Here is a 25,149-nt window from a genome sequence, read left to right as displayed (position 1 = left end):
TCCTTGTCTGCGGGCCAAACTGGCGGTACACTTGAAGTCAAGAAAAGTCAGTGACGGGCAGGGCAACATGTCGGAACCACTTACATCGCATGAGATCGAGGATGTTCTGTCCTCGATTCGTCGTCTGGTATCCGCAGATCTGCGACCGGCAGTGAAGCCGACGGAAAATGCAGCCCCGGCCGATAAGCTCTTGCTGACCCCTTCGCTGCGGATCGTCGAGACCCCGGCGGCAGCTGTCAGTGCCAAAGCCCCGGCAGCCGCGGCGGTCGCAGCCTGTATGCCGGTAACGGCCAGCCAGGAGGTTGCAGCCGCAGCGGTTTCCGACCCTGACGCCGATGAAAGCGGGGCGCCGATGGTGGTGGTCGGCGATGAAGAGATCCTTGTTTTCTTTGGCGAGGCGGCGCCGCTCGGGCGATCCTATGGCGGTGAGGACTATGATGATGCCGGCCTTTCTGAGGGCGGCACGGGTTTGCGGGTGGTGCTCGACAGCCGTCCGGCGCTGACGGATGAGCACAAACCGACCGCGGCAGATGGTGTTCTGAGGCTTGAGCAGCCGATCCCGGCCAGGGTCGCCACCATTCCCGAGGTGGATTGGGGCCAGGGCAGCGAGGCCTGGGATGGATCACTGGCGCCGGAGACCCTGTCGCCCGCGCCACAGCCGCGCCGCGAAAACCCGGACGAGCCGCTGGCCAGAGCCTGGGCAGACCGCGCCGAGGCCCGGATCAGAGAAGAGCTTACACAGCCCGAAGCAGCCCCGCGCTTTACCGCTGCGGCAGAAGCGCGGCCCCCTGTGGTTGCAGTCTCATCAGATGATCTGGCGCAGGATGACGGCAGCGACGCAGATGAGGCCTGGATTGACGAAGAGGTGTTGCGCGACCTTGTCACGGAAATCATCCGCAAGGAACTCGCGGGTACGCTCGGAGAGCGGATCACCCGCAATGTGCGCAAACTGGTGCGGCTGGAAGTCAACCGCGCGCTGTCGTCCCGGGATTTCGAATAACACCCTCTGAACCCGCGCCGTGGCGCGGACTGATCCGCCGCAGCGGTCGCGGGTGGTTCAAAACAAAAAGCGCCCCGCAAGGGCGCTTTTTGTTTCAGGTCCGGCTTTACCGGACTGTCCCGGGGCAGAAGACGCCTTGATCAGGCCGCTTCGGCCTGATCCGCTTCGAGGGCCGCACGACGCTCGGATTCTTCGCGGCTCAGCGCGACCGAGGTACGGATCCCTTTGGCGACGAATTCCATCAGCCCTTTGACCACGCGTTCATTCGGGTCGATACCCGCACAGGACAGGACTTCACGTCCGTCACGCGACCGCGCCCAGCGGGCGATCTGTTCCGGGCCATTGCCATATTTCTTGTCATCGGCAATGGCATCATCCAGAGCCGCAAGAACAACAGCAGCAAAAAGCTTACGAGCGCGCTGACCCTGCTCGAAATTGAAAGCCGAACTATCGATTGAATCGAGCATCACGCACATCCTTGGTCGTTTTTTGATCTTGCCGGGCCGCCTGCCGCTTGTAACGCCTTGATTACGATTCGGGCAGCCCTGTTTGGAATGCCCGTCATGCGAAATACGCATAGCTAAGAACAATGGCCACATAATCTGGGTGTCAGGCAGGGGGGGCACCGCCGAAATATGGGCTTTGGGAGAATTTTTTCAAGTTCAGGCCGTGCCTGCCCGCGTGGTTTCGGCGGAATACCGGCTTGCTGTTGATCGAAAAAGATGTCTCCGCCCGGCTTCCGGGCAGAGGCCCGCGCGAAAACCGGGCGATTCTGCAATCACAGGCCGAAACCGGCGGCGGGGCTGGCTGACCATCCGCGCGTAAAGTCATCTGAAGCGCCGGTTTTCAGCCTAAGGCCTTAGGGCTCAGCTTTCGGCACGCAGCTTTGCAGTCCCGGCGCTCAGCTCGCCTGCCATGCGGTCGAAGCGCATATAGGCCAGGGCCCTGCCTTCCGCCGAGGTGCCGATCTGCCCGGCCTCGCGCCCGTCAGGAAGGGTGATCGGCGTGCCGGGCGCAGCCTCGCCCTCGACCTGCAGCCGCACGAGGCCCTTGCGCAGCTCGGTCTTGTGTTTCATCCGCGCGGTGACCTCCTGGCCAACATAGCAGCCCTTGCGGAAATCGACGCCATGCAGCCGCTCAAAGGCCTGTTCCAGAATGAAGGTCTCATTCGGGCGCAGCTCATTGGGATATTCAGGGATGAGATGCGCAAGGCGGATCGCGTTCCAGTCTGTCAGGTCCGGGGCCGCAGGGGGCGCTTTGGTATCCGGAGCGGCCGGCTCCTGGGGCAGGGCTGCATCGCTGTAAAGCCGCCAGCCAAGTGCCGCGTGGCGCGGATCTGCCAGCGCGGCTTCCGGCGCAGCGCCGGTTCCCCGCGACAGGGCCAGATCGCTTTCACTGATCGTCACCACAGCGCGCAGTTTGTAAAGCGTCAGCAGCCGCTGCACCTGCGGCGCCAGCTCTGCGTCGGTATCGAGGAAAATCAGCCCTTCGGGGTCGTCCCTGCGGCGCACCAGAAAGAAATCGGCGATATATTTTCCCTGTGGCGTCAGCAGCGCGGCCCAGACGAGGCCCGGCGCTTTTTGCAGCGGCAAGACATCATTGGTCACCAGCCCCTGAAGGAAGGGAACCGCGTCCTTACCCTCGATCCGCAGGATTTTGCGGGGGCGCTGTGCAAGGGCGGTCTCGGTCATGATCTGTTCCGGTTTCTCTGGTCGGTCTGCGGTCAATATGGGGCCGGCGGGCGGGCGCGGAAAGGGCGCTTGCGCCGTTCAGTCGCGAAATTGCAACGCATAGAGCCGCGCATACTGGCCACCGGCTGCAATCAGCGCGTCATGGGTTCCTTCCTCGATCACGCGGCCCTGGTCGAGCACCACGATATGATCTGCCTCGCGCACCGTGGCGAGGCGATGCGCGATCACCAGCGTCGTCCGCCCGGCCTGGGCCCGCGCGAGCGCTCCGGTCACGGCGCGCTCGGATGCGGTGTCCAGCGCCGAGGTCGCCTCATCCAGGAGGAGGATCGGTGCATCCGCGAGCAGCGCGCGCGCGATGGCGACCCGCTGGCGCTGGCCACCTGAAAGCGCCGAGCCGCGCGGGCCGGCAAGGCTGTCGAGTCCATCGGGCAGCCGGCCAAGAAATTCGCTTACGCGCGCGTCTTCAAGCACATGTTCTAGCCGGGTCTCGGTGATGCCGTTGCGGCCAAGGATCAGGTTCTCGCGGAGCGTCTCGTCAAAAAGCGCGGCCTCTTGGCTGACGGCCGCAATGAGCCTGCGCTGATCGGTTAGGCTCATCCCGCTGGCATCGGCGCCGCCGATCAGGATGCGGCCCTGTTGCGGGTCGGCCAGCGCGGTCAGAAGGTGGAAGATGGTCGATTTTCCCGCGCCCGAAGCGCCGACCAGCGCGGTGACGCGCCCGGCTCTGGCGGTAAAGCTCAGCCCGTTCAGGACCGGTGTTTCCTCATAGCCGAAGCTGACATTCTCCAGCCGTATCTCGGGCGGCAGGGTCGCGGGCAGGGCGCGGCTGACCGCCGGGCGGCTGGTATTCGGCTCGGTGTCGAAAAGCCCATAGATCCGTTCCAGAGAGGCCAGCGCGATCTGGCGCTGCCCCGCGATTTCCGAAAGTTTGCGGATCGGCTGGAAGGTCAGGGCCATCGCGGTGAAAAAGGCCATGAATTCGCCGGTGGTGCGGGTGCCCTCGACCACTTGCGTGCCGCCAAAGATCAGCACCGCGAAAAAGCCGATCCCGGTGACGATATCGACCAGCGCCGGCATGGTGGACCGCCCCAGCGTCGATTTGATCTCGGCGCGGCGGATCCGGTTGACGATGCCCGAGAACCGGCTGGTCTGGTAATCTTCCATCCGGTTCAGCTTGACCTGCTGGATGCCGTGGAAGATCTCGTCCAGCCGCGTGGCACGCAAACCGGATTCCACCCGCATCTGCCGTGTCTTGCGCCGCACATAGCGCTGCAGCGCCATGGCGGGCAGCAGCAGAAGCGGCGTGCCGATCAAAGCGACCAGCGTCCATTGCACGTCGATCATCAGCGCCACAACAAAAAGCCCGATCAGCGAGACAAGGTCGCGCCCGATCCCGGCGATCACCAGCTGCGTCGTGGTCTGGGCCGCGATCGTATCGCCCTGAACGCGTTCGATCAGCGAGCCGGGTGGGTTTTTCTGGTAGAAATTGCCGTCCAGCGTCAGCAAATGCCGCACCAGCGCGACCTGCATCTCGGTCGCATTGGTGAAATTCACCAGAGCCAGCAGCCAGCGCCCCAGGATCGAGGTCAGCGCCCGGAAGAGGAAGAGCGCAAGGATGCCCAGCCCGACCCAGATCAGCGCAGTTTCGGAACGCGAGGCGAAAACATCATCGAACAGGGGTTCGAGCGTTGCCGACAGCAGGCCGAGCGTCGAGCCTTCCAGCGCCGAGACCAGCAGGGCCAGCAGCATCAGCCCGGCGCGGCGTTTCAGGAAATCGCGCCAGAAGCGGCGAAAGAGCTGGTCGCGCTGTTCCGGTGGCACCACCGCCGGCATCGGAACCTCAATCCTTTGGGCCGGGTCGGGGCCAAGTTGCCCGGGGGCGATCTGCTCGGGAACGGGGGTCATGGGGCGGTGCCTCTCAATTGCCGTTTGCGGCGTCTGGCAGCACGCATCCGTCCTGGCGGTTTACCCCAGAGGGCGGGGCCGCTCAAGCCTCGCTGGTCCGGGGGCGCGGTCAGAAGGCATTGTCGACCACAAAGATCAGCGAGCGCAGCAGCGCATAGCCAAGCCCTGCGACCCAGGCCAGCGCGCCAGCCGCGCCGACCAGGCCTATCCCGATCCAGAGCCCGTCACGCTGCAAAATGCCAAGGCCGATGACCGAAATGGCGGCAGCCGGTGCCAGGTTGGCAAAGGGCACCGGCAGTGCCAGTGCGATGGCAAGGATCAGGCAGATAAGGCCAAGAACCCGCTGCGCGCGCGCGCCAGCCATCGCCTCAAACCGGGGATGCATGAGGGATTCGGCGCGTCTGATCCAGGGCAGGATCTTCGTCACCATCGCGGCAAAGACCTCACGTGACATCGAGCGCTTTGCGATGAATTGCGGCAGCCAGGGCGCCTGGCCCAGCATCATCTGCGCCGCCAGAAAGATCAGCGGCAATCCCAGCACGCCCGCAAGGCCAGGGGGAGAAGGCAGGATATTTGGAAAGGCAAAGATCAGCAGCAGCGCGCCAAAGGCCCGGGTGCGCATCATATCGAGCATGTCGCCTATCGCCACCCGCTCGCGGCTGCGGTCATCGGCGAGCGCGATCAGCATGGCGCTCAGCCCCGGCGGCATCGCGTTTTGGGATGCGCTCTCCGGCGGAGAAATGGCTGCGGGTCGTGCAGGGCTGTATTCGTTTTCCACGCCGGCGGCACTCTCGGGGCTTGGGCGCTGTGGCAGGAGAAGGCGCCTGGGATCGGGTCAGCCCCGGATCTTGTCCTTGCCGGGCGGCGCCGCAAGGGGAGAGGCCACAGGAGCGTGCCGGATCGGCATATCCCCGCGTGGCGGGAACGTGTTCAGGCCCCGATCCGCGACCGGATCGGGGGGCAGGCTGGCATTGGCCTGTGGAGAAGCCCGCCAGGGGTTCACCGCCAGCGTTTCACGGCGAGGGGGTGCCCCGGATCAGGCCCGCCGCAGCCATGCCGGAGCAGGGATGCGGCCTTATTCGGCGGGCGCGTTCTTTTCCAGCCAGGCCTGCATCCAGGCAATTTCGCCTTCCTGAGCGGCGATGATCTCTTCAGCCAGTTTGCGTAGTTCTGGGTCGGAGCCATATTCCAGCACCACCCGCGCCATCTCGACCGCGCCTTCGTGATGCGGGATCATGCCGCGCACGAAATCCACATCCGCATTGCCGCTGTAGTCGATGGTCATATCGCCATGCATTTTCATCGCCGCCGCCTCATAGGCTGCGGTGGAGGCGGGAACCTCCGAAGCGGCGGGCGCGGCAGCATGGGCGGAATGATCCATCGCCGGGACTTCTTCAGCTCCGGCGGGGGCTGCGAGCGGGGCCGCAAGCGCCATCGACAGCGCGGCAAGGGCGGGAAGTTTGAACATCTGACTTTCTCCTGTGGACCATATTGCGGTGTGGTAGGGTAGCCATGCGGCCTTCCAGCAGGGGGAAGGCAAGTCACGCTCGGGTGATCTGAATAACGGGCAGGCGTGGGTTTTTGCCCCGATGCCGGATTTGCGGGCAGTGTTCTGGAATTCCGGCACTGTGCAGGGCAGGACGGTTCATTGTGCGGCTGAGAGAGGTTCAATCCGCTGCGCAGGGTCGCTATCTTGCCCCTATAGCGTTGTATTGGATTGAGTCATGTCCCGCCCGCAGCCCGTTCCCGACCGCGGTTCCCGCGCCATAAACCGCCGGCCCCTGATCGGCGTGATCGCCAATTCGCATCACATCGAAGGGCGCTATGAGGTCCATGGCAGTGGCGTGATCAATACCGAGGCCCTGGCCCAGGTGTCAGGCGTGTTGCCGCTGATCGTGCCGACCGATCCGCGTCTTGCGCGGGTGGAGGATCTGCTGGAACAATGCGATGGCTTTTTGCTGACCGGCGGCCGCCCGAATGTGCACCCGTCCGAATATGGCGAGGACGAGACCCCGGCGCATGGTGATTTCGACCGCGCGCGCGATGCGATCACCCTGCCGCTCATCCGGGCCTGCGTTGAGCGTGGCCAGCCGGTATTCGGCATCTGCCGTGGTTTTCAGGAAGTCAATGTCGCAATGGGCGGCAGCCTTTTCCCTGAGATCCGCGACCTGCCGGGGCGGATGAACCACCGCATGCCGCCCGAAGGCACGATGGAGGAAAAATTCGCCCTGCGGCACCCGGTGCGCTTTACCGAAGGTGGCGTGTTCCATCACTTGCTCGGGGCGTCAGAGGTGATGACCAATTCGCTGCATGGCCAGGGCATCAACCGCGCGGGCAAGCGTATCGTGATCGACGGCCATGCGCCGGATGGCACCCCTGAAGCACTCTATGTCGAGGGCGCGCCGGGCTTCACGCTTTCGGTGCAATGGCATCCCGAATGGCAGGCCGGCGAAGACCCGGTGTCGCGGCCCCTCTTCGAGGCATTCGGCCTGGCCGCGCAGGCCTGGGCCTCGGAGCGCCGCCCGCTGGCGGCCGGGGCTGCCTGAGCCGGTTGCCGGATCTGATCGTGATGAAGGGGCCGGCGGTTTGGTCCGCCCGTTGCAGAATGCCGCTTTTCCGTCAGGTCTTCCGCCGCTAGGTTAGCGCAAACGGAGCGGCCGGTGCCGGTTTTGCGCCGATCGCGCCGCATCAGGGCGAAAGCGGAGGAAAGATGAAGCGTTCGCGTATCAATGAGATCATGGCGGCAGCGGATGAGATGATCCGCCATTACGGCTTTGTCCTGCCGCCCTTCGCCCGCTGGAGCCCGGACGAGTTCCGCGCCCGCAAGGACAGTGCATCGCGCCTCATAGCCGGGCGCTGCGGCTGGGATATCACCGATTACGGCGAGGGGCGGTTTGACGAGCTCGGGCTTTTCCTCTTCACGCTGCGGAATGGCGAGCTTGCGGATCTGCAGCGCGGCGGCGGCATGTGCTATGCGGAAAAGCTGCTGATCTCGCGCCAGGATCAGATCTCGCCGATGCATACCCATGTCATCAAGGCCGAAGATATCATTAACCGGGGCGGCGCGACGCTGGTGGTCGAGCTGTTTGGCAGCGACGAGACCGGCGCCTATGCTGCGGATCGCGGCGGGATTGTGCGCTGTGACGGGGTCGAGCGGCCCTATAGTCCCGGCGATAAGCTGCGGCTTGCACCAGGGGAATCGGTCACGCTGATGCCGGGCGACTGGCATGCCTTCTGGGGCGAGGGCGGCGATGTGCTGATCGGCGAGGTCTCCACCGTGAATGACGATCTCACCGACAATATCTTCCGTGAGCCGATTGGCCGTTTTGCCGAGATCGAGGAAGATGTCGCACCGACGCATCTGCTGGTCAGCGATTACGAGACCTGGCTCAGGTAAAACCGGGCGCGGCTGAACCTGGCGCCCCCGGATATGAAAAAGGCCGCCCCGAAAGGCGGCCTTTTGCGTTTGAAGAGGTCCGGCGCGCGGCCGGACCGTTTGACCAGGTCTCAGTTCGCCGGGCAGTCGGCGCCGGTGCAGGCCGGAGCCGCCGGTGCTGCAGGGGCAGGCGTCACAACCGCAGGGGTCGAAGTGGCGGGCGCAGCCGGGGCCTCAAGCGCAGCCGGAGCGGCAGGTGCAGCGGGTTCGGTCACGGTGAAGGTATCCGCGGGCACCACCGGAGCGGTTGCGGCCGCAGGCGTTGCCGCATCAGGCGTCGCCGGGGCAGGCGCGCCGGGCAAAGCCGGGCCGATCATCGGCAGCACGGCAGGCGTTGCCGCCGGTTTTTTCGGCTCAGCCGGTTTTTTCGGGGCCACCGGTTTGGGGATGTTCAGGCCGGTCGGCATCGCGCCGGTCGAGGTCAGGGTGATCACCCGCTCGCCGCCTTTGACGCGCTCATAAAGGTCCATCACATCCTGGTTGATCATCCGGAAACAGCCCGAAGAGGCATTGCGGCCGATCGATTTCCATTCCGGGGTGCCGTGGATGCGATAGCCGTAATCGCGGCCGCCCGAGGTCAGGTAGATCGCGCGCGAGCCCAGCGGGTTGGTCGGACCGCCCGGCTGGCCATTGCGCCATTTCTCAAGCGAAGGTTTGCGGGCGATCATCTCGGCCGGCGGCGTCCAGGTCGGCCATTGTCGCTTGTTCGCGACGATGGATTCGCCCGACCAGCCAAAGCCCTCGGCGCCCACGGCGATGCCATAGCGCAGCGCCTTGTTCTTGCCGAGCACGTAGTAAAGGAAGCGCGGCGTCGGGTCGATCACGATGGTGCCCGGCGCGAGATCGGTCGGGTAATCGACGACCTGGCGGCGATAGGCCTCGGGGATCTGTTCGACCGGCAGGCCGGGAACGGTGAAGGTCCCGTCAGAGCGCGCGGCATAGATCGTCGGATCCGTGCTGATCGCGGGCTGTTCAATAAGCTGGGCTGCGGGCTGGTCTTTGGCGTCGGTGCTGGTCATCGTATCGACACAGGCCGAAAGCAGCATGGCCACAAGCAGCACGGCTTTGGCGGGGCTGGCCGCGATACCGCGCAGCGGGGCGACGAAACCGGTCATTCGCATCTGGATCTCGCATTAAATTTTCACACGGGATTGTCATCCGGACCCGAATGAGGGGCCGACTGATTTCCTTCGCTTTTCAGTGGGGGAGCAAGGCCCGCAGGTCAAGTCCCGTGATATGCGGGACACTCTGATGTGAACACAGAAACGTGACAAAAAGCCGGCTTCACGGCAAAATTTTCTGCATCTGGTATTCATTTCCGCCCGGAAACGCCGGATCCACGCTCAGATGACCTTAGGTCACCTTGCCGCGAATACGGAATTCCGGACGGTCCCAGCGGCGCTCTGCCATGATGCGGGCAAGGATTTCAACCGCCCGCGCCACGTCGTCCTGGTCAATGTAGAGCGGCGTAAAGCCGAATCGCAGGATGTCCGGGGCGCGGAAATCACCGATCACCCCTTCGGCGATCAGTGCCTGCATGATGGCGTAACCCTCGGGATGGCGGAAACTGACCTGGCTGCTGCGCATCGCGTGATCGCGGGGCGTGGCAAGGCTCAGCTCGGGGCAGGCGGCCTCGACACCTGCGATGAACTGGTCCTGCAATTCAAGCGAGACCCGGCGCAGGTCTTCGAGATTGACCCCGTCCCAGACATCCAGCGCTGCATCCAGTGCCGCAAGCTGGAGGATCGGCGGCGTGCCGACCCGCATCCGCTCGATCCCCTGGCCGGGGCGGTAGTCGAGGTCAAAGGCGAAAGGCGCTTCATGACCCATCCAGCCCGCAAGCCCCGGGCGCGCCCGCGCCTGATGGCGGGGGGCGACATAAATGAAGGCCGGGCCACCGGGGCCGGAATTGAGGTATTTATAGGTGCAGCCGACCGCGAAATCGGCGCCATCCCGGGCGAGTTCCACCGGGAAAGCGCCGGCGGAATGTGCCAGATCCCAGACCAGCAGCGCGCCCTTTTCATGCGCGATCCGCGCAAGCTCGGCCATGTTATGGCGCCGCCCGGTGCGGTAATCGGTCTCGGTGATCATCACGACCGCAATCGTCTCATCGATGGCACCTGCGACCTCTTCGGGCGCAACCGTCTTCAGGCTGTATTCCGGCCCGAGCATCCCGGTCAGCCCCTGGGCAATATAGAGATCAGAGGGGAAATTGCCGGTATCCGACAGGATCACCCGCCGGTCAGGCACCATCCCGAGGCCGGCGGCCAGCGCCTGCCAGACCTTGATCGACAGCGTATCGCCCATCACAACCGAGCCCGGCTCGGCGCCAATCAGCCGCCCGACGCGGTCGCCGACGCGCGACGGCATCTCCATCCATTTCGCCTCATTCCAGGCGCGGATCAGCATCTGGCCCCATTCGGCAGTTACCGTTTCCGCCACCCGCGCCGCGACCGCTTTCGGCAGCGGCCCGAGCGAATTTCCATCCAGATAAACCACCCCTTCGGGAAGGTCGAACATGGCCCTGGTTGCTTTGAAATCGGTGGTCACCGGCGTTTCTCCCATCTGCCTGTTCCGGTCTCGCATGTCGGGGGCAAATATGCCAGTGATCCGCGGAGGACAGGGGCGGAAATCGGGGATCAGGCCGGAGGTGGCAGGACCCGACGCGGACATTCAGGATCTGTTAGCGCTAGCGGTGAAACCTGCCCGAACGGACGGGGCGTTTTTCCATCCCAAAGCGTCGTAAAGCGCTTGCACTTTCCGCCGGGTAAGGGAAAAGTCCGCCTCAGATTACGCTTTCGTGATCCTGCGTCACAATGTCGCGCAACAAAATTGCATGTCAAAAGTATGGATTGTAATTTTATTGCGGGATGCTATTGGGACTGCGCCTGCTCAGAAGAAGGGGGAGAACGCACTTTGAAAATTGGTGCCTTGAAAGAGATTTTCGCGGGAGAGAACCGGGTCGCGATGACTCCGGATTCCGCGTTGCAGCTGCAAAAGCTGGGTCACGACTGTCTGATCGAGACTGGCGCCGGGACCAATGCGGGGTTCACCGATGAGGCCTACAAGGCCGCAGGTGTCGCCGTGCTGCCTTCGGCGAAAGCGGTGGCGGATGCGTCGGATGTGGTCGTGAAAGTGCGCGGGCCGGAACCGGCCGAGCTTGACCTGCTGCATGAGGGCGAGACGGTGATCTCGTTCTTCTGGCCGGCCCAGAACCCCGAACTGCTGGAGCAGGCGAAAGCCAAAGGCGTGACCGCTGTTGCGATGGATATGGTCCCCCGGATCAGCCGCGCCCAGAAGATGGATGCGCTTTCTTCCATGGCCAATATCGCCGGCTACCGCGCGGTGATCGAGGCCGCGAATAACTTTCCGCGCTTTTTCACCGGCCAGGTGACGGCGGCGGGCAAGGTGCCTCCGGCGAAAGTGCTGGTGGTGGGGGCGGGCGTCGCGGGTCTGGCGGCGATCGGCGCGAGCGTTTCGCTCGGCGCCATCACCTATGCCTTCGACGTGCGGCCCGAAGTGGCCGAGCAGATCAATTCGATGGGCGCTGAATTCGTCTATCTTGATTTCACCGAAGCGCAGACCGATGGCGCGGCGACCGGCGGCTATGCTGCACCGTCCTCGCCCGAATTCCGCGACGCACAGCTGAAGAAATTCCGTGAACTGGCGCCGGAGATCGACATTGTCATCACCACCGCCCTGATCCCGGGCCGGCCCGCGCCCAAGCTCTGGACCGAAGACATGGTCGGGCTGATGAAGCGCGGCTCGGTCATCATCGACCTTGCGGCCGAGCGCGGCGGCAATTGCGATCTGACGATCCCTGATCAGAAGATCGTGACCGCCAATGGTGTGACGATTGTGGGCTATACCGATTTCCCCTCGCGTATGGCGACCCAGGCGTCGAACCTTTATTCCAACAATATCCGCCACATGCTGGCCGATCTTACGCCGGGTAAGGATGGCGTCATCAACCATAACATGGAAGATGATGTGATCCGCGGCGCGACCGTGGCAAAGGCAGGCGAGATCACCTTCCCGCCGCCGCCGCCGAAGATCGCGGCCATCGCGGTTCAAAAGCCGAAAGAAGCCGCGAAAGAGCTGACAGCGGAAGAGAAGCGCGCCGCAGAAGTCGCTGCTTTCAAAGCACAAACCCGCAACCAGTTTACGCTGCTTGCCGTGGGGGGCGGGCTTTTGCTGCTGGCGGGGCTTTATGCGCCAGCGAGCTTTATGTCGCATTTCATCGTCTTCGTGCTTTCGTGCTTCATCGGCTTCCAGGTGATCTGGAATGTGGCGCATTCGCTGCATACGCCGCTGATGGCGATCACCAATGCGATTTCCTCGATCATCATCCTTGGCGCACTGCTGCAGATCGGTTCGGGCAACTGGCTGGTGATCGTGCTGGGGGCACTGTCTGTCCTGATGGCCGGGGTGAATATCTTCGGCGGTTTCCTCGTCACACGGCGCATGCTCGCCATGTTCCAGAAGTCGTAAGAGAGGGGGAAACAGATGCATCTTGGTTTCACCACCGCCGCCTATGTTGTCGCGGCTGTTCTTTTCATCCTCTCGCTTGGCGGGCTTTCGAACCAGGAAAGCGCGAAACGCGCGGTCTGGTATGGGATCGTTGGCATGGCGCTGGCGGTTGTCGCCACGCTGGTCGGCCCGGGCGCTGGTCTGTGGTGGCTTTCGGCGCTGCTGATCGCTGCCGGCGGTGCGGCGGGCTATGTGGTCGCACAGCGCGTCCAGATGACCGAAATGCCGCAGCTCGTGGCGGCGATGCACTCGCTTGTCGGTCTTGCGGCGGTGTTTATCGGCTTCAACACCCATATCGAAATGGCGAGCCTTGGCGCGCTCCTTGGGGCCGCCCAGGATCCTGAGGCGTTGCTGAACCTTGCCTTCGGCTCTGAGGCCGGCCTGCAATCCTTGCAGGATCTGGCGACAACCCCGCCTTCGGGTTTTGTGGCGACCCTGATCGGTAAATCTGCGGCCGAGATCTCTATCCTGCGGGTCGAGACTTTCCTTGGCGTCTTCATTGGCGCGGTGACCTTTACCGGATCGGTGATTGCCTTTGGCAAGCTGGCGGGCAAGGTCGATGGCAAGGCGAAGAAGCTGCCGGGCGGCCATGTTCTGAACGCATCTGCCGCGCTGATCTCGCTCGTGATGCTGGTGGTCTATCTGCAAACAGGCTCGTTCTGGGCGCTGGCAGTGATGACGGTTGCAGCTTTGTTCATCGGCTATCACCTGATCATGGGGATCGGCGGCGCGGATATGCCGGTCGTGGTGTCGATGCTGAACAGCTATTCCGGCTGGGCGGCGGCGGCGATCGGCTTCTCGCTGTCGAATGATCTGCTGATCGTGGTCGGCGCGCTGGTCGGCTCTTCGGGCGCGATCCTCAGCTACATCATGTGTAAGGCGATGAACCGCTCGTTCATCTCGGTGATCCTTGGCGGCTTCGGTGGCACCACCGGTCCGGCGATGGAGATCTCGGGCGAGCAGGTGGCGATTGATGCCGATGGCGTCGCCTCGGCGCTGAATGATGCAGATTCGGTGATCATCGTGCCGGGTTACGGCATGGCTGTGGCCCAGGCGCAGCAATCGGTTTCCGAGCTGACCCGCAAGCTGCGCGCCCGCGGCAAGAATGTGCGCTTTGCCATTCACCCGGTCGCGGGCCGTCTGCCCGGTCATATGAACGTGCTGCTGGCCGAGGCGAAGGTGCCTTATGACATCGTTCTGGAAATGGACGAGATCAATGAGGACTTCCCCGAGACCGATGTGGTCATCGTGATCGGCTCAAATGACATCGTGAACCCGGCGGCGCAGGAAGATCCGAACTCGCCCATCGCCGGCATGCCGGTGCTGGAAGTCTGGAAAGCGCGGCAGGTCTTTGTCTCGAAGCGCGGCCAGGGCACCGGCTATTCCGGCATCGAAAATCCGCTCTTCTACAAAGAGAATACGCGGATGTTCTATGGCGATGCGAAAAAGTCGATCGACCAGCTGCTGCCGATGCTCGACTGAGCGGACCGGTGAATGGATTGAAGAGAAAGGGCCGCCCTTCGGGGCGGCCTTTTTTCTGTTTGCGCGCGGCAGGGACGGTATCGGGAAAGTCGGTCGCGAATCCCTGCACGGAGAACCAGTGCCACGATACCGGGTTGTCCGGTTGCAGCATGCAGCCATCTGAATCGCAGCTGATTGTCCCCGATCAGAGGGGAAACGCGGGCATATGGTACGCGCACATCATGCCGCGTTGCAGACCGCGAGGCTGATCCGGGTATCGATCAGTCGGTGGCACAGGCAAAGGTGAAAGCGGGTTCGAAATGGCGCATCAGCGCCGCGTCGAGGTCGTTCAGGCTGACCGGCAGGCCCAGATCGACAAGGCTCGTCACCCCGTGGTCCTGGATGCCGCAGGGCACGATGCCGGTGAAATGCGACAGATCCGGCTCGACATTGATCGAGATGCCGTGAAAGCTGACCCCCCTCCGGATCTTGATGCCGATGGCCGCGATCTTATCCTCGGCCGGGCTGCCATCAGGGGCAGGCGGGCGGTCGGGGCGCGTGACCCAGACGCCGACGCGGCCGGGGCGGATCTCACCCTTCACCCCGAATTCCGCGAGTGTGTCGATCACCCAACGCTCCAGCGCACGCACGAAACAGCGCACATCGCCGCCATTCGGGCCGCCGCGTTTCTTGAGATCGAGCATGGTATAGATCACCCGCTGGCCCGGCCCGTGATAGGTATATTGCCCGCCACGCCCGGCAGCAAAGACCGGGAAACGGTCGGGTTGCACCAGATCTGCCGGACGTGCCGAGGTGCCGGCAGTATAAAGCGGCGGATGCTCCAGCAGCCAGACGGCCTCATCCGCCGTGCCGGCGGCTATGGCACCGGCACGTGCCTCCATCCGGGCAAGTGTCTCGGCATAGGGCGCAAGGCCTGGGATATGGGTCCATTCGGTCACGGCAGGGGGCCTTCCGGCGGTTGAGAGACGGGACACGGGGCCGCGCATCGGGCGGGCAGGGCGCGGTTCAGGGCAGATCCTGTGATCCCCGCACCGCTCTTTTGCCATGAACCAGGCGGCGCAGGCAACCGGCGGGTGGCAGATCAGACCGCAGTTCTGGAAAAGACAGGGACAGGGCGCCGGGCAGGGGCATGATCCTGGGGTAACCCTTCGGAAAGGCTGAACAAATGGCGGCGCAAAGAAAGTTCACCTCTGGCCTGAGAAAGTTGAAATTACCCCTTTCCTTCGCCCGAGAGTAAAGCTAAATACCCGACAGCTGATCTGAAAGTGCGGATGTGGCGGAATTGGTAGACGCGCAGCGTTGAGGTCGCTGTTCCTTAACCGGAGTGAAAGTTCGAGTCTTTTCATCCGCACCAGATCAGTTTGAAAACCCCCGGTTTCCTGCCGTTTATGGGAAGCCGGGGGTTTTTTCTTTCTCGGGTTCCTGAAACTAAACCATTTCGCCGCGTTTTTCGGATGCACCTGCGTATGGCAAGTTCCTGCGATGAAACAGCCTGCTTCAAAAAACGACCTTCAGGAACCGAGAGGGGCGAAGTGGCCCTGAGGGCACGCGACCTGTCCACAGTATTTCCGACTGGGATAGGCTGCGATGCTGCGGGCCGCGCGCAATACATTGTTGAATCGCGAAGAACTCCGGACGCGGCCTGACCGTGGCAATCTGTTGGATTCTTGCTGGGTTCTGTCGCGTCGGGAATCCGCCTTGGGCGCGCGGCGAATGCCACAACCCTGAAGGAACCCGGGTATTTAGCTCAACATGTTCTGGAATAGACCGAGGCTCTGAACCACGCGCTCGTCTTCACCGCGATGAAGGTCGAGATTGCGGCGGTGGTGCAAACTGCGCCTGACCGCGCCCTTGCCACCGGGGTGCTGCACGCTGCTGAAGACGTTGTCATCTTGTCGTGCAGCCCGCGCGTTCTCGAGGCCCGCGAAGGAGGTGAGCATAAAGGTTGCGTCCCTCCGCCAGCCTCGATCTGAAAGCAATAACGGCGGAGAGATCACCGGACGGGCATTGACCGGCGCATAGCTGAGCGTGCGCGAGGAGGACCGTGCCTGAGTTGGCGGCAACGCGGATCCGGGAATTCCTGACCGCTGCAGACATGGCCATCGCCCCCGTAAGCTATTGGTTTCTCCACCGGCTTGTCGAGAGAGGTCACATTCGGGTTGAGCGTCGTCGCATTTTTTACCGCTCTATGTGGTGCCGAAACAATGGTGGAGAAATGGGGCAGCCGAAGGGGCGCCGCGCAGCCGGGCAGGCTCCGACTGATATCCGGAAATCTCACCCCCGCTCTGGGGAGGGCGGGGGTGAGCCTTGCCGCTGTTAGGGCTTTGACAGCGGGCAGTAGGAATCACTGATTCTCTGAGGAATCTGGCTAATTTAAGGAAGTTTCGTCCGGATTATGTGGTGACGCAGATCCGTTCTCCGCCAGGTCCTGACCCGGGCAGCCTGGTGGCGGGCCAATAGTGGAGTGGTGGACCAGCCGGAAGTCAGGAGGTAAAGAGCCTAACCTGTGTGGTAAGTCGGCTTCACGATAGATTACGGCGTGGCCGCGGGGGACAGCCATGTCGGGTTTTATCGAAGGCCTTGCGCCTGGGCAGACGCTCCTTGTTCCGGATCAGCTTGATGACCGGATCCATGAGGACCATCTTGTTCGGATGGTTGATCGCTTTATTGACGACATTAACGAACCTGATCTGGTGGGTCCCGGGTTTGTGCGGTCGGCACCTGCACAGAGGGGGCGGCCGGCAACCATACTGCCACACTGCCACACTGCTTTAGCTGATCATCTATGGCCGGCTGAAACAGATTGCGTCCAGCCGCGGGCTTGAGGCGAGGTCAGCCAAAAGGTGGATTTGATGTGATTGACGCGCCGGCTCGTTCCCGACCATCAGAGCATCGCCGACTGTCGCCACGCCAACGGCCCCGGCATCCACCGCGTCTGCGCCCGTTGCGTGCAGCTGATCTCGACAGCCCTTTTGGGCCTTCGTCGGCCTGCTTGTATTGGGTTTCCAGGCGAGATCGGCATAGGCCCAGGGAAGCGCCTAAGCCGGCATATCCGGCTCTCGTTGACGAGCTGGCCATCGTTGCGCATGTACCGGGTCATCCGGCGAACCCGGAAAATCGCGGACTCCAGGAACAGTCCGCCGATCTGGCGTGCCAGTCTGAGGTACTGTCCGGTGTCATCCTGGGTGAGCAATAGAAGATGCGCGCGCGACGGGTCGCGGATTCGGTCGCAGTCTCCTCGCCATTGACAGCGGCCAGCGCGACTTTCGCCCTGAACTCAGATGCCTGCTGCCTGCGTTCCGACATCCCTGATCTCCTTCTTCTCGGAGATCGGTAAACCGCAGATCAGAGCCTGTGTCTGCCTTCCGTTTACGGGGGGAGCGTTCAAAAACCGTTCTGACACTTCGCCGACCGGATAGTCCGGCCGGGTCATCAACGCGACCGCATCACGCCTGAACGCGTCAGTGAAACTGCGTGTGCTCCTCATGGCTACCTTGCCTGAACTCAGAGAAGATGACGTCAAGGAAACAGGTGGCTATTCACATCGCAGCGTAGTGATCCTTGTAACACCCCCGCACGCCCCTCTTTCGTCTCTGAAGTCTTGTCTTTCACCTGACGCATAAAGCTGTCGCACCGTAAGTGGCGTGCCCGGAGAAGATGGCAAGTTTTTCAAGTCATTAGATGCGATCTTCTGCTCTCTCTATCGGGAATATTTACCAACAGAAACCAAGCTGTTCCATTATCTGCCCATCGATATCCCGGGCGAGCCCTCGTAATGCGAGAACGAGGGCAGCGCACCCTTTCCGGCTTAAGTCACTTGTTGCGCGTAGGTCTGTCGAACACTTTCCTGCCCATGAGCGATCCGACCAGATCCACCATCAGGCGCGTGGTCATGCCACGGTCATCGAGGAAAGGGTTCAGTTCCACCAGATCGAGCGAGGTCACCAGCGCCGATTCATGCAACAATTCCATAACCAGATGCGCCTCGCGGAAGGTGGTGCCGCCGGGCACGGTCGTGCCGACAGCCGGTGCGATGGCGGGGTCGAGGAAGTCGACATCAAGGCTGACATGCAGCATCCCGTTCACCGCGCGCACATGATCGAGAAATTCCCGCAGGGGCGCCACGATGCCACGCTCATCAATCACCCGCATATCATTGATCTGAATGGCGCGTTCCTGCATCGCCGCGTGTTCGGCCTGATCGACCGAGCGGATGCCGAACATGCAGATCCGCTCGGCGGGCACCGGCGCGGGGAAGGGCGGAAAGCCATCAAAACCATCGCGGCCGTTGATATAAGCCAGCGGTGTGCCATGCAGATTGCCGCTGGTTGTGGTCAGTGGCGTGTGGAAATCCGAATGCGCATCCAGCCAGAGGAGGAAGAGCGGTCGCGCCTGCGCTGCGGCCCAGGCGGCCGCTCCGGCGACCGAGCCAAGCGCCAGAGAATGATCTCCCCCCATGATCACCGGAAGGCCGCCATCCTTCAGCGCGTCTTCCACGGCCACTTTCAGCGCCATGGTCCAGCCGACGGTTTCGGTCATCTGATCCACGGCAGGGTTGGCGCAGGGCACCGCCGCCAGGGGCGTCGCCGTGACATCGCCGCGATCTTCGACCTCATGGCCTTCGGAGGCAATCGCGCGCGCGAGCCCCGCGACGCGGTAAGCCGAAGGGCCCATCAGACAGCCTGGCCGGCGCTGACCCGAATCGACCGGGGCTCCGATAAGAATGATGCGGGTCATGTAGCCTCCGGTGAGATTTGCGCCATCCTGGCACCTCCTGCGGCCTCATGCCAGCCGGGGCGCGACCGATAAGCGCAGTAAGGTGATGCAACCAGGCATTGGAGCCGCGCGCCGGGACAGCTAAGATAGCCGCGATAGGGAGACAGCCAGATGTTGATCGAGCTGGGGCATTTTGCCCTGATCCTGGCGCTGATGGTGGCGCTGATACAGACGATTCTGCCGCTTTGGGGCGCGCATCGGGGCAATCATATGCTTATGGCGCTGGCCGGACCTGCGGCGGTGGTGCAATTCGCGCTGGTCGGCTTTGCCTTTGCGGTGTTGATCAATGCCTTTGTCACCTCGGATTTCTCGGTGGCGCTGGTGGTGTCGAATTCGCATTCGCTGAAACCGATGCTTTACAAGATCTCGGGGACCTGGGGGAACCATGAGGGCTCGCTCCTTTTGTGGACGCTGATCCTCGCGCTGTTCGGGGCCTCGGCGGCCTGGTTCGGCGCCGGCCTGCCCGAGCGGCTGCGCGCCCGCGTCATCGGGGTCCAGGGCTCGATCGGGGTGGCGTTTCTTGCCTTCATGATCCTGACCTCTAATCCGTTTATCAGGATGGTCGAGGCGCCGATGGACGGGCGTGATCTGAACCCGTTGCTTCAGGATCCCGGTCTCGCCTTCCATCCGCCGTTTCTGTATCTCGGCTATGTCGGGCTTTCGATGTCTTTCAGCTTTGCCATCGCGGCGCTGATCGGGGGCAGGGTCGATGCGGCCTGGGCGCGGTGGGTGCGGCCCTGGACGCTGGCCGCCTGGATTTTCCTGACCATTGGCATCGCGCTCGGGTCCTGGTGGGCCTATTACGAGCTTGGCTGGGGCGGGTTCTGGTTCTGGGATCCGGTCGAGAATGCCAGTTTCATGCCCTGGCTGCTCGCCGCCGCATTGTTGCATTCCGCCATCGTGGTGGAAAAGCGCGAAAGCCTGAAAGCCTGGACCATCCTTCTTGCGATCCTCGCCTTCGGGTTTTCGCTGATCGGTACCTTCATCGTGCGTTCGGGGGTGATCACCAGCGTGCACAGCTTTGCCTCGGACCCCGAGCGCGGCGTGTTCATCCTGGCCATCCTTGGCTTTTTCACCGGCGGTGGTCTGGTGCTGTTCGCCGCCCGCGCCGGCGCGATGGAGGCGAAGGGCGTCTTCGGCATCGTCTCGCGTGAAAGCGCGCTGGTGGCGAATAATATCCTGCTCGCGGTGGCGGCTTTCGTGGTTTTTGTCGGCACCATGTGGCCACTGTTCGCCGAACTGGTGCTCGGCCGAGTGATGTCGGTGGGCGAGCCATTCTTCAATGCCGCTTTCACGCCGTTCTTTGTGGCGCTGGCGCTGATCCTGCCCTTTGGCGCCATGCTGGCCTGGAAGCGCGGCGATTCCGGACGGGTTACGACTGATCTCGGGCCGGCAGCGCTGGCGGCAGCCGGGGTTGCAGTTCTGTCGCTGGCGCTGCTGGCGGGCCATGGGATGATCGCGGCTGTGGCGCTGGTGGGGGCGGGCGCAGGGCTTGCCACCATCTGGAAACAGATCCCCGCGCGGTTCCGGGCGCGGTTCCCGCTTCTGATGCTGGCGCTTGCAGTGCTGGGGCTTATCTGGGCGGTGCAGACCGGGCGCTCGGCGCTCGGGCCTTTGGGCGTGATGCTTGGCTCCTGGGTGGTCTTTGGCGCATTGACCGATCTTTGGGGGCGCAGCGGGCGTGGGGGGGACCGGCTTGGGCGTCTGATGCGACTGCCGCGCTCGGAATGGGGCAAGGTCGTGGCCCATGCCGGGATGGGCGTTACGGTTTTCGCCGTCTCGGCCCTGCTGGCCTGGAAGGTTGAGGAGATCAGTGTCGTCCGGGAGGGCGAGAGTTTCCGCCTTGGCCCTTATGATGTGCAGCTGGCCAATGTGCGCGAGGTGCGTGGCCCGAATTACATCTCGACCATGGCGGAGATGGTGGTGACGAGGGGCGGCGCGCGGGTTGTGGTGCTTTACCCGGAAAAACGGACCTATCCGGTGCAGGGGATGCCGACGACCGAGGCCGGGATTGATTACGGCTGGTTGCGCGACATCTACCTGGTGATCGGCGATCCGCAGGAGGGCGGCGGCTGGGCGGTACGTGCCTATATCGAACCCTTTGCCAACTGGCTTTGGGGCGGATGCCTGATGATGGCGCTTGGCGGGCTGATCAGCCTGACCGACCGGCGTTACCGGGTGGCTGCGAGCGGGGCGAAGGCCGCGCCCAAAGGTGCAAAGGTGCCGGCGGAATGAGGCTTAAGGCGTTTTTCATCGCGGCGCTGATGCTGCTTGCGGGCCCCGTTCTGGCGGTACAGCCCGATGAGATCCTGGCGGATCCCGGCCTTGAAACCCGGGCCCGCATGATCAGCCGCGAGATCCGCTGTCCGGTCTGCCAGGGCGAGACCATTGACGATTCCACTGCGCCGATCAGCCGGGATCTGCGGCTGATCATTCGCGAGCGGCTGGTGGCGGGCGACAGCAATGACGAGGTCATCGACTTTGTGGTGGCGCGCTATGGCGAATTCGTGCTGTTCAACCCGCGCGCCTCGGGATGGAACTGGATTTTGTGGCTCTCGGGGCCGGTGGCGCTGCTGGCTGCGGGGGGCGGGATCTGGCTGGCGCGCCGCAAGCGCCAGGCTGCGGTGCCCGCACCGCCGGTGCCGCTGAGCGCCGAAGAAGAGGCGCGCCTGGCCGAGATCTTGAAGGACTGACGCGGCGTTTCGCCTGCTTTTGCCTTGCCCCAGCTTCATCTCGTGCGCCTCACCGTTGTCTGCAGCGGTGGCATATGCCGAAAGCGACAAGGCGCGCTCCGGGCCGATCCGGGCCCTTGCCGGGTTTTCCGCGAAGATGTCGCGGCGTTTCCTGAAAAACGCCCTGCGCGCCTTGCCACTGCGCAAGCCCCACTTTCCTTTGATACATTCCCATGCTAGCAGCGCGCCCACACACGGGCCGCATCTGTGGCCCCCCAGAATTTGGAGAGCCCCATGGCCCTTGAGCGCACCTTCTCGATCATCAAACCCGATGCCACCAAACGCAACCTGACCGGCAAGATCGTCGCGAAATTCGAAGAGGCCGGCCTGCGCGTCGTCGCATCGAAGCGCGTGCAGCTGACCGCCGCACAGGCTGGCGAATTCTACGGCGAGCACCGTGAGCGCCCCTTCTATGGCGAACTCGTCTCCTTCATGATCTCGGAGCCGGTGGTTCTGCAGGTGCTGGAAGGTGAAGGCGCGATTGCAAAAAACCGTGAAGTCATGGGCGCGACCGATCCGGCTGCGGCTGCAGAGGGCACCATCCGCAAGGAATTCGCACTGTCGAAAGGCGAAAACTCGGTTCATGGCTCGGACAGCCCGGAATCGGCTGCCCGCGAGATCGCCTTCTTCTTCTCGGGTCTTGAACTGGTCGGCTGAGCCGCCGGTTGAACAGGAGCCGAAATCTGAATTCAGATTTCGGCCCAAATTCCTGCTCAGGAATTTGAGCGCGCCTCTGGTTCAGGGGCGCGCCTTTTTTTGCTCAGGCGCAGCAGTCTTTGCCGGATGGACTGTCTGAAGCGAGTCCCGCGAGGATCGGGCAATCGGGCCGATGATCACCGGCGCAGGCGCTGACAAGGTCTGTAAGCGTTGCCTGCATCGCCTTCAGCTCTTTGATTTTCGCCGCAATCTGGGCGAGATGGCTTTGCGCCAGCGCTTTGACATCGGCGCTCGCCCGCGACTGATCCTCATAAAGGGCCATCAGCGCCCGGCATTCCCCGATGGTAAAGCCAAGCGAGCGCGCGCGGCCGAGAAAGGCGAGTTTGTGCAGGTCGCTCTCGCGAAATGCGCGGTAGCCATTGGCGGCGCGCAAGGGGCGGATCAGGCCGATCTCTTCGTAATAGCGGATGGTTTTTGCGGGCAGGCCGGCGCGCGCGGCCACGTCTTTGATGTTCATTGCACAGCCCTCACAAAGCGCAATCGCAGCGCATTGGTCAGCACGAAGATCGAGGATAAAGCCATCGCCCCCGCCGCCAGCATCGGCGACAGCTGCGGGCCGCCAAAGGGCACCAGCACGCCCGCCGCCACCGGGATCAGCGCGGTATTATAGCCGAAAGCCCAGATCAGGTTCTCGCGGATATTCTTCATCACCGCGCGGCTGAGCCGCAGCGCCGAAGCCACCGCCAGCGGATCGCCCCGCATCAGCACGACATCGCCCGCCTCGATCGCCACATCGCTGCCCGATCCCATCGAGATTCCGACCCCGGCCGCCGCCAGCGCCGGCGCGTCATTGATGCCGTCGCCGACAAATGCACCGCCGATCCGGCTGACGATCTCTTGCTTGCCTTCTGGCAACACGCCGGCATGGACCTCTTCGATGCCGAGCCGGGCGGCGACATGACGCGCGGCCGCTTCGGTATCGCCCGAGATCATCGCCGGTGTCACACCCATCTCTTTCAGCGCCGCAATGGCGCGGGCCGAGCCGGGTTTCAGCTGATCCGCCACCCGGATCAACCCGGCCACCTCGCCGTCTTTTGCGACAAAGACCAGGCTTTCGCCACGTGCAGCGGCTGCCTCGGCACTGCTCGCCAGTGCCTCGGGGATATGGTCAAACATTCGTGCGGCACCGACGGCGATGCGGCTTTCCCCGACAAGGGCCTCGGCGCCGTAGCCGGGGCGGGTGGAGAAGTCGCGCGCGTCCGGGATGTCACCTCCGGCGGCGGCGAGGATCGCATTGGCCAGCGGATGTTCCGAGCCACGCTCGACCGCCGCCGCAAGGGGCAGGAGGGTCGCGTCCCCCTCGATCCCGACCACATGCGGGCGGCCCTCGGTCAGGGTTCCGGTTTTGTCAAAGCTGATCCGCCTCTGATCGGAAAGCCGTTGCAGCGCCTCGCCGCGCCGGAACAACACACCCATCTGCGCCGCACGTCCCGTGCCGACCAGGATCGAAACCGGGGTGGCGAGACCCATCGCACAGGGGCAGGCGATGATCAGGACCGAGACCCCGGCGACCAGCGCCCGGGCCACATCGCCGGTCAGCGCAAGCCAAAGCCCAACGGTCACCGCCGCCACCCCCAGCACCGCCGGCACAAACCACATGGTCACGCGGTCGATCAGCGCCTCGACCGGCAGTTTCGAGCCCTGGGCTTCTTCGACCATGGCGGTGATACGGGCCAGAACCGTATCTGCCCCCACCGCTGAGACCTCGATCACCAATGCCCCATTGCCGTTGACGGTGCCGCCGGTCACGCGGTCGTCAGCCGTTTTGGCCACCGGCAACGGCTCGCCGGTGAGCATGCTTTCATCCACCGCAGACATGCCCGAGATCACCCGCCCGTCGACCGGCACCCGTTCTCCGGCGCGCAGCGCAACCCGCATTCCGGGGGTGAGATCCGCGACCGCGATATCGGTCCCGTCTTCAAGCCGCGCAGTTTTCGGCTGCAGGCCGATCAGGCCGGCAATGGCGGCACCGGCGCGACCACGTGCCCGCGCCTCCATTGCACGACCGGCAAGGATCAGCGCCACGATCACGGCGGCGGCCTCGAAATAGACGGCGCGGGCGCTTTCGGGAAACAGCCCGGGCAGGGCCAGAACCAGCACCGAATAGGACCAGGCTGCCAGTGTGCCAAGCGCCACGAGACTGTTCATATCGGGGGCCGCCCGCAACAGCGCCGGGATGCCTTTGACGAAGAACCGCCTGCCGGGGAATGCCAGAACCAGGCTCGCCAGCACGAATTGCATCAGCCAGATCTGGGTGGTGCCAAAAGCCATATGCAGCCAGTGGTGGAAGGACGGGATCAGATGGCCGCCCATCTCGGTCACAAAGACGGGCAGGGTGAGCACCGCCGCGATCAGCGTATCGCGCCACAGGATCCGTTCATCACGCCCCGGATCCGCAGGGGTCGCGGTGGCCAGCGGCACCGTCTTATAGCCCGCTTTGGTGACCGCATTGGCAAGGGCGGCCGGATCCGATGTTTGCCACAGTTCTACCGTCGCGCGCCGTGTCGCCAGATTGGCTGTGGCCGAAATCACGCCCGGCTGTGCCTTCAGCACCCGCTCCACCCGGCCGGTACAGGAGGCGCAGGTCATGCCCTCGACCGAAAGCTCGACCGTCACGGGTTTGACCGGATAGCCGATTTTCGCGACGCTGGCGGCAAGCGCTTGCGGATCGGCCGGGGCGTGATAGCGCACCTGCGCCTCGCCGGTGGCGAAATTGGCGCTGGCCTCTTCGACGCCAGGCACGGCTTTCAGCGCGCGCTCGACCCGACCGGTGCAGGAGGCGCAGGTCATGCCCTCCAGCTGAAGTCGGGCGAGGCTGGCCTGGTCTGCTGCAGTATGGTGCGGGGGTGTCAGAGTACTGGTCATGGAATGATCCCTTTC

General features: G+C 63.5%; 20 protein-coding genes and 1 tRNA gene. 9 read left to right on the top strand and 12 right to left on the bottom strand.

Features of this window, described 5'->3' with window-relative positions:
* Positions 1-67: 67 nt before the first annotated feature.
* A complete protein-coding gene (locus tag M3484_RS02670; RefSeq protein ID WP_249495642.1) occupies positions 68-1,000 on the top strand; it encodes a hypothetical protein in 933 nt (310 codons plus the stop codon).
* Between the two features lie 140 nt (positions 1,001-1,140).
* Here M3484_RS02670 and M3484_RS02665 read toward each other — a convergent pair whose 3' ends face one another.
* The 5 genes from M3484_RS02665 to copM all read right to left on the bottom strand — a co-directional run bounded on the left by M3484_RS02665 (position 1,141) and on the right by copM (position 6,064).
* The gene (locus tag M3484_RS02665; protein WP_092897374.1) at positions 1,141-1,467 is read right to left on the bottom strand and encodes a DUF6280 family protein; all 327 of its coding nucleotides are present in this window, start codon (positions 1,465-1,467) and stop codon (positions 1,141-1,143) included.
* A gap of 399 nt (positions 1,468-1,866) precedes the next feature.
* Entirely contained in the window at positions 1,867-2,691 is an 825-nt protein-coding gene (ygfZ, locus tag M3484_RS02660; RefSeq protein ID WP_249495641.1) for a CAF17-like 4Fe-4S cluster assembly/insertion protein YgfZ, read from the bottom strand.
* Between the two features lie 78 nt (positions 2,692-2,769).
* Positions 2,770-4,596, bottom strand: a complete 1,827-nt coding sequence (locus M3484_RS02655) for an ABC transporter ATP-binding protein (RefSeq protein WP_249495640.1) — start codon at positions 4,594-4,596, stop codon at positions 2,770-2,772.
* A 109-nt stretch (positions 4,597-4,705) separates the two neighbouring features.
* Positions 4,706-5,284 carry an exopolysaccharide biosynthesis protein gene (locus tag M3484_RS02650; RefSeq protein ID WP_171909489.1) on the bottom strand — a complete coding sequence of 193 codons (579 nt, stop codon included), beginning with the start codon at positions 5,282-5,284 and terminating at the stop codon, positions 4,706-4,708.
* Between the two features lie 387 nt (positions 5,285-5,671).
* Positions 5,672-6,064 carry a CopM family metallochaperone gene (gene copM / locus M3484_RS02645; RefSeq protein ID WP_249495639.1) on the bottom strand — a complete coding sequence of 131 codons (393 nt, stop codon included), beginning with the start codon at positions 6,062-6,064 and terminating at the stop codon, positions 5,672-5,674.
* A gap of 256 nt (positions 6,065-6,320) precedes the next feature.
* On the opposite strand from copM, the gene M3484_RS02640 reads away from it, so the two are divergent.
* A complete protein-coding gene (locus M3484_RS02640; protein ID WP_249495638.1) occupies positions 6,321-7,142 on the top strand; it encodes a gamma-glutamyl-gamma-aminobutyrate hydrolase family protein in 822 nt (273 codons plus the stop codon).
* Between the two features lie 164 nt (positions 7,143-7,306).
* Positions 7,307-7,993, top strand: a complete 687-nt coding sequence (locus M3484_RS02635) for a D-lyxose/D-mannose family sugar isomerase (protein ID WP_092897384.1) — start codon at positions 7,307-7,309, stop codon at positions 7,991-7,993.
* Between the two features lie 110 nt (positions 7,994-8,103).
* On the opposite strand, the gene M3484_RS02630 is transcribed toward M3484_RS02635, so the two are convergent.
* Positions 8,104-9,153 carry a L,D-transpeptidase gene (locus M3484_RS02630; protein ID WP_249495637.1) on the bottom strand — a complete coding sequence of 350 codons (1,050 nt, stop codon included), beginning with the start codon at positions 9,151-9,153 and terminating at the stop codon, positions 8,104-8,106.
* Positions 9,154-9,385: 232 nt separating this feature from the next.
* On the bottom strand, positions 9,386-10,597 hold the full coding sequence (gene kynU, locus M3484_RS02625; RefSeq protein WP_249495636.1) for a kynureninase: 1,212 nt from the start codon (positions 10,595-10,597) through the stop codon (positions 9,386-9,388).
* A 282-nt stretch (positions 10,598-10,879) separates the two neighbouring features.
* Between kynU and M3484_RS02620 the strand changes: the two genes are divergently transcribed.
* Both M3484_RS02620 and M3484_RS02615 read left to right on the top strand, forming a co-directional pair.
* Entirely contained in the window at positions 10,880-12,523 is a 1,644-nt protein-coding gene (locus M3484_RS02620) for a Re/Si-specific NAD(P)(+) transhydrogenase subunit alpha (protein WP_283258268.1), read from the top strand.
* A gap of 15 nt (positions 12,524-12,538) precedes the next feature.
* The gene (locus M3484_RS02615) at positions 12,539-14,044 is read left to right on the top strand and encodes an NAD(P)(+) transhydrogenase (Re/Si-specific) subunit beta (RefSeq protein ID WP_092897388.1); all 1,506 of its coding nucleotides are present in this window, start codon (positions 12,539-12,541) and stop codon (positions 14,042-14,044) included.
* A gap of 260 nt (positions 14,045-14,304) precedes the next feature.
* Here the strand turns inward: M3484_RS02615 and lipB are convergent, their stop codons facing one another.
* A complete protein-coding gene (gene lipB, locus M3484_RS02610) occupies positions 14,305-14,982 on the bottom strand; it encodes a lipoyl(octanoyl) transferase LipB (protein WP_249495634.1) in 678 nt (225 codons plus the stop codon).
* 329 nt (positions 14,983-15,311) lie between these two features.
* On the opposite strand from lipB, the gene M3484_RS02605 reads away from it, so the two are divergent.
* Positions 15,312-15,398 (top strand) — tRNA-Leu (locus M3484_RS02605).
* Between the two features lie 388 nt (positions 15,399-15,786).
* Here M3484_RS02605 and M3484_RS02600 read toward each other — a convergent pair.
* Together M3484_RS02600 and rocF are read right to left on the bottom strand one after the other, a co-directional pair.
* Entirely contained in the window at positions 15,787-15,984 is a 198-nt protein-coding gene (locus M3484_RS02600) for a hypothetical protein (protein WP_249495633.1), read from the bottom strand.
* 1,873 nt (positions 15,985-17,857) lie between these two features.
* A complete protein-coding gene (rocF, locus tag M3484_RS02595) occupies positions 17,858-18,781 on the bottom strand; it encodes an arginase (RefSeq protein WP_249495632.1) in 924 nt (307 codons plus the stop codon).
* 150 nt (positions 18,782-18,931) lie between these two features.
* Between rocF and M3484_RS02590 the strand changes: the two genes are divergently transcribed.
* The 3 genes from M3484_RS02590 to ndk all read left to right on the top strand — a co-directional run bounded on the left by M3484_RS02590 (position 18,932) and on the right by ndk (position 22,209).
* Complete coding sequence (locus tag M3484_RS02590; RefSeq protein WP_249495631.1) at positions 18,932-21,055, top strand: heme lyase CcmF/NrfE family subunit; 2,124 nt, start codon at positions 18,932-18,934, stop codon at positions 21,053-21,055.
* Complete coding sequence (locus M3484_RS02585; protein ID WP_092897498.1) at positions 21,052-21,513, top strand: cytochrome c-type biogenesis protein; 462 nt, start codon at positions 21,052-21,054, stop codon at positions 21,511-21,513. Before M3484_RS02590 ends, M3484_RS02585 begins: the two co-directional genes overlap by 4 nt.
* 273 nt (positions 21,514-21,786) lie before the next feature.
* Positions 21,787-22,209 (top strand): nucleoside-diphosphate kinase, encoded by a 423-nt coding sequence (gene ndk, locus M3484_RS02580; RefSeq protein ID WP_249495630.1) that lies wholly within the window; start codon positions 21,787-21,789, stop codon positions 22,207-22,209.
* 103 nt (positions 22,210-22,312) lie between these two features.
* Here ndk and cueR read toward each other — a convergent pair whose 3' ends face one another.
* Positions 22,313-22,726 carry a Cu(I)-responsive transcriptional regulator gene (cueR, locus tag M3484_RS02575; RefSeq protein ID WP_249495629.1) on the bottom strand — a complete coding sequence of 138 codons (414 nt, stop codon included), beginning with the start codon at positions 22,724-22,726 and terminating at the stop codon, positions 22,313-22,315.
* Entirely contained in the window at positions 22,723-25,134 is a 2,412-nt protein-coding gene (locus M3484_RS02570; RefSeq protein WP_249495628.1) for a heavy metal translocating P-type ATPase, read from the bottom strand. Before M3484_RS02570 ends, cueR begins: the two co-directional genes overlap by 4 nt.
* Positions 25,135-25,149 lie beyond the last annotated feature (15 nt).

Origin of the sequence: Pseudomonas sp. GX19020 (assembly GCF_023371075.1) — a bacterium.
Lineage (GTDB): Bacteria > Pseudomonadota > Alphaproteobacteria > Rhodobacterales > Rhodobacteraceae > Pseudogemmobacter.
The sequence above is the reverse complement of the archived record's forward strand: the minus strand, read 5'-3'. Positions and strand labels throughout refer to the sequence as shown.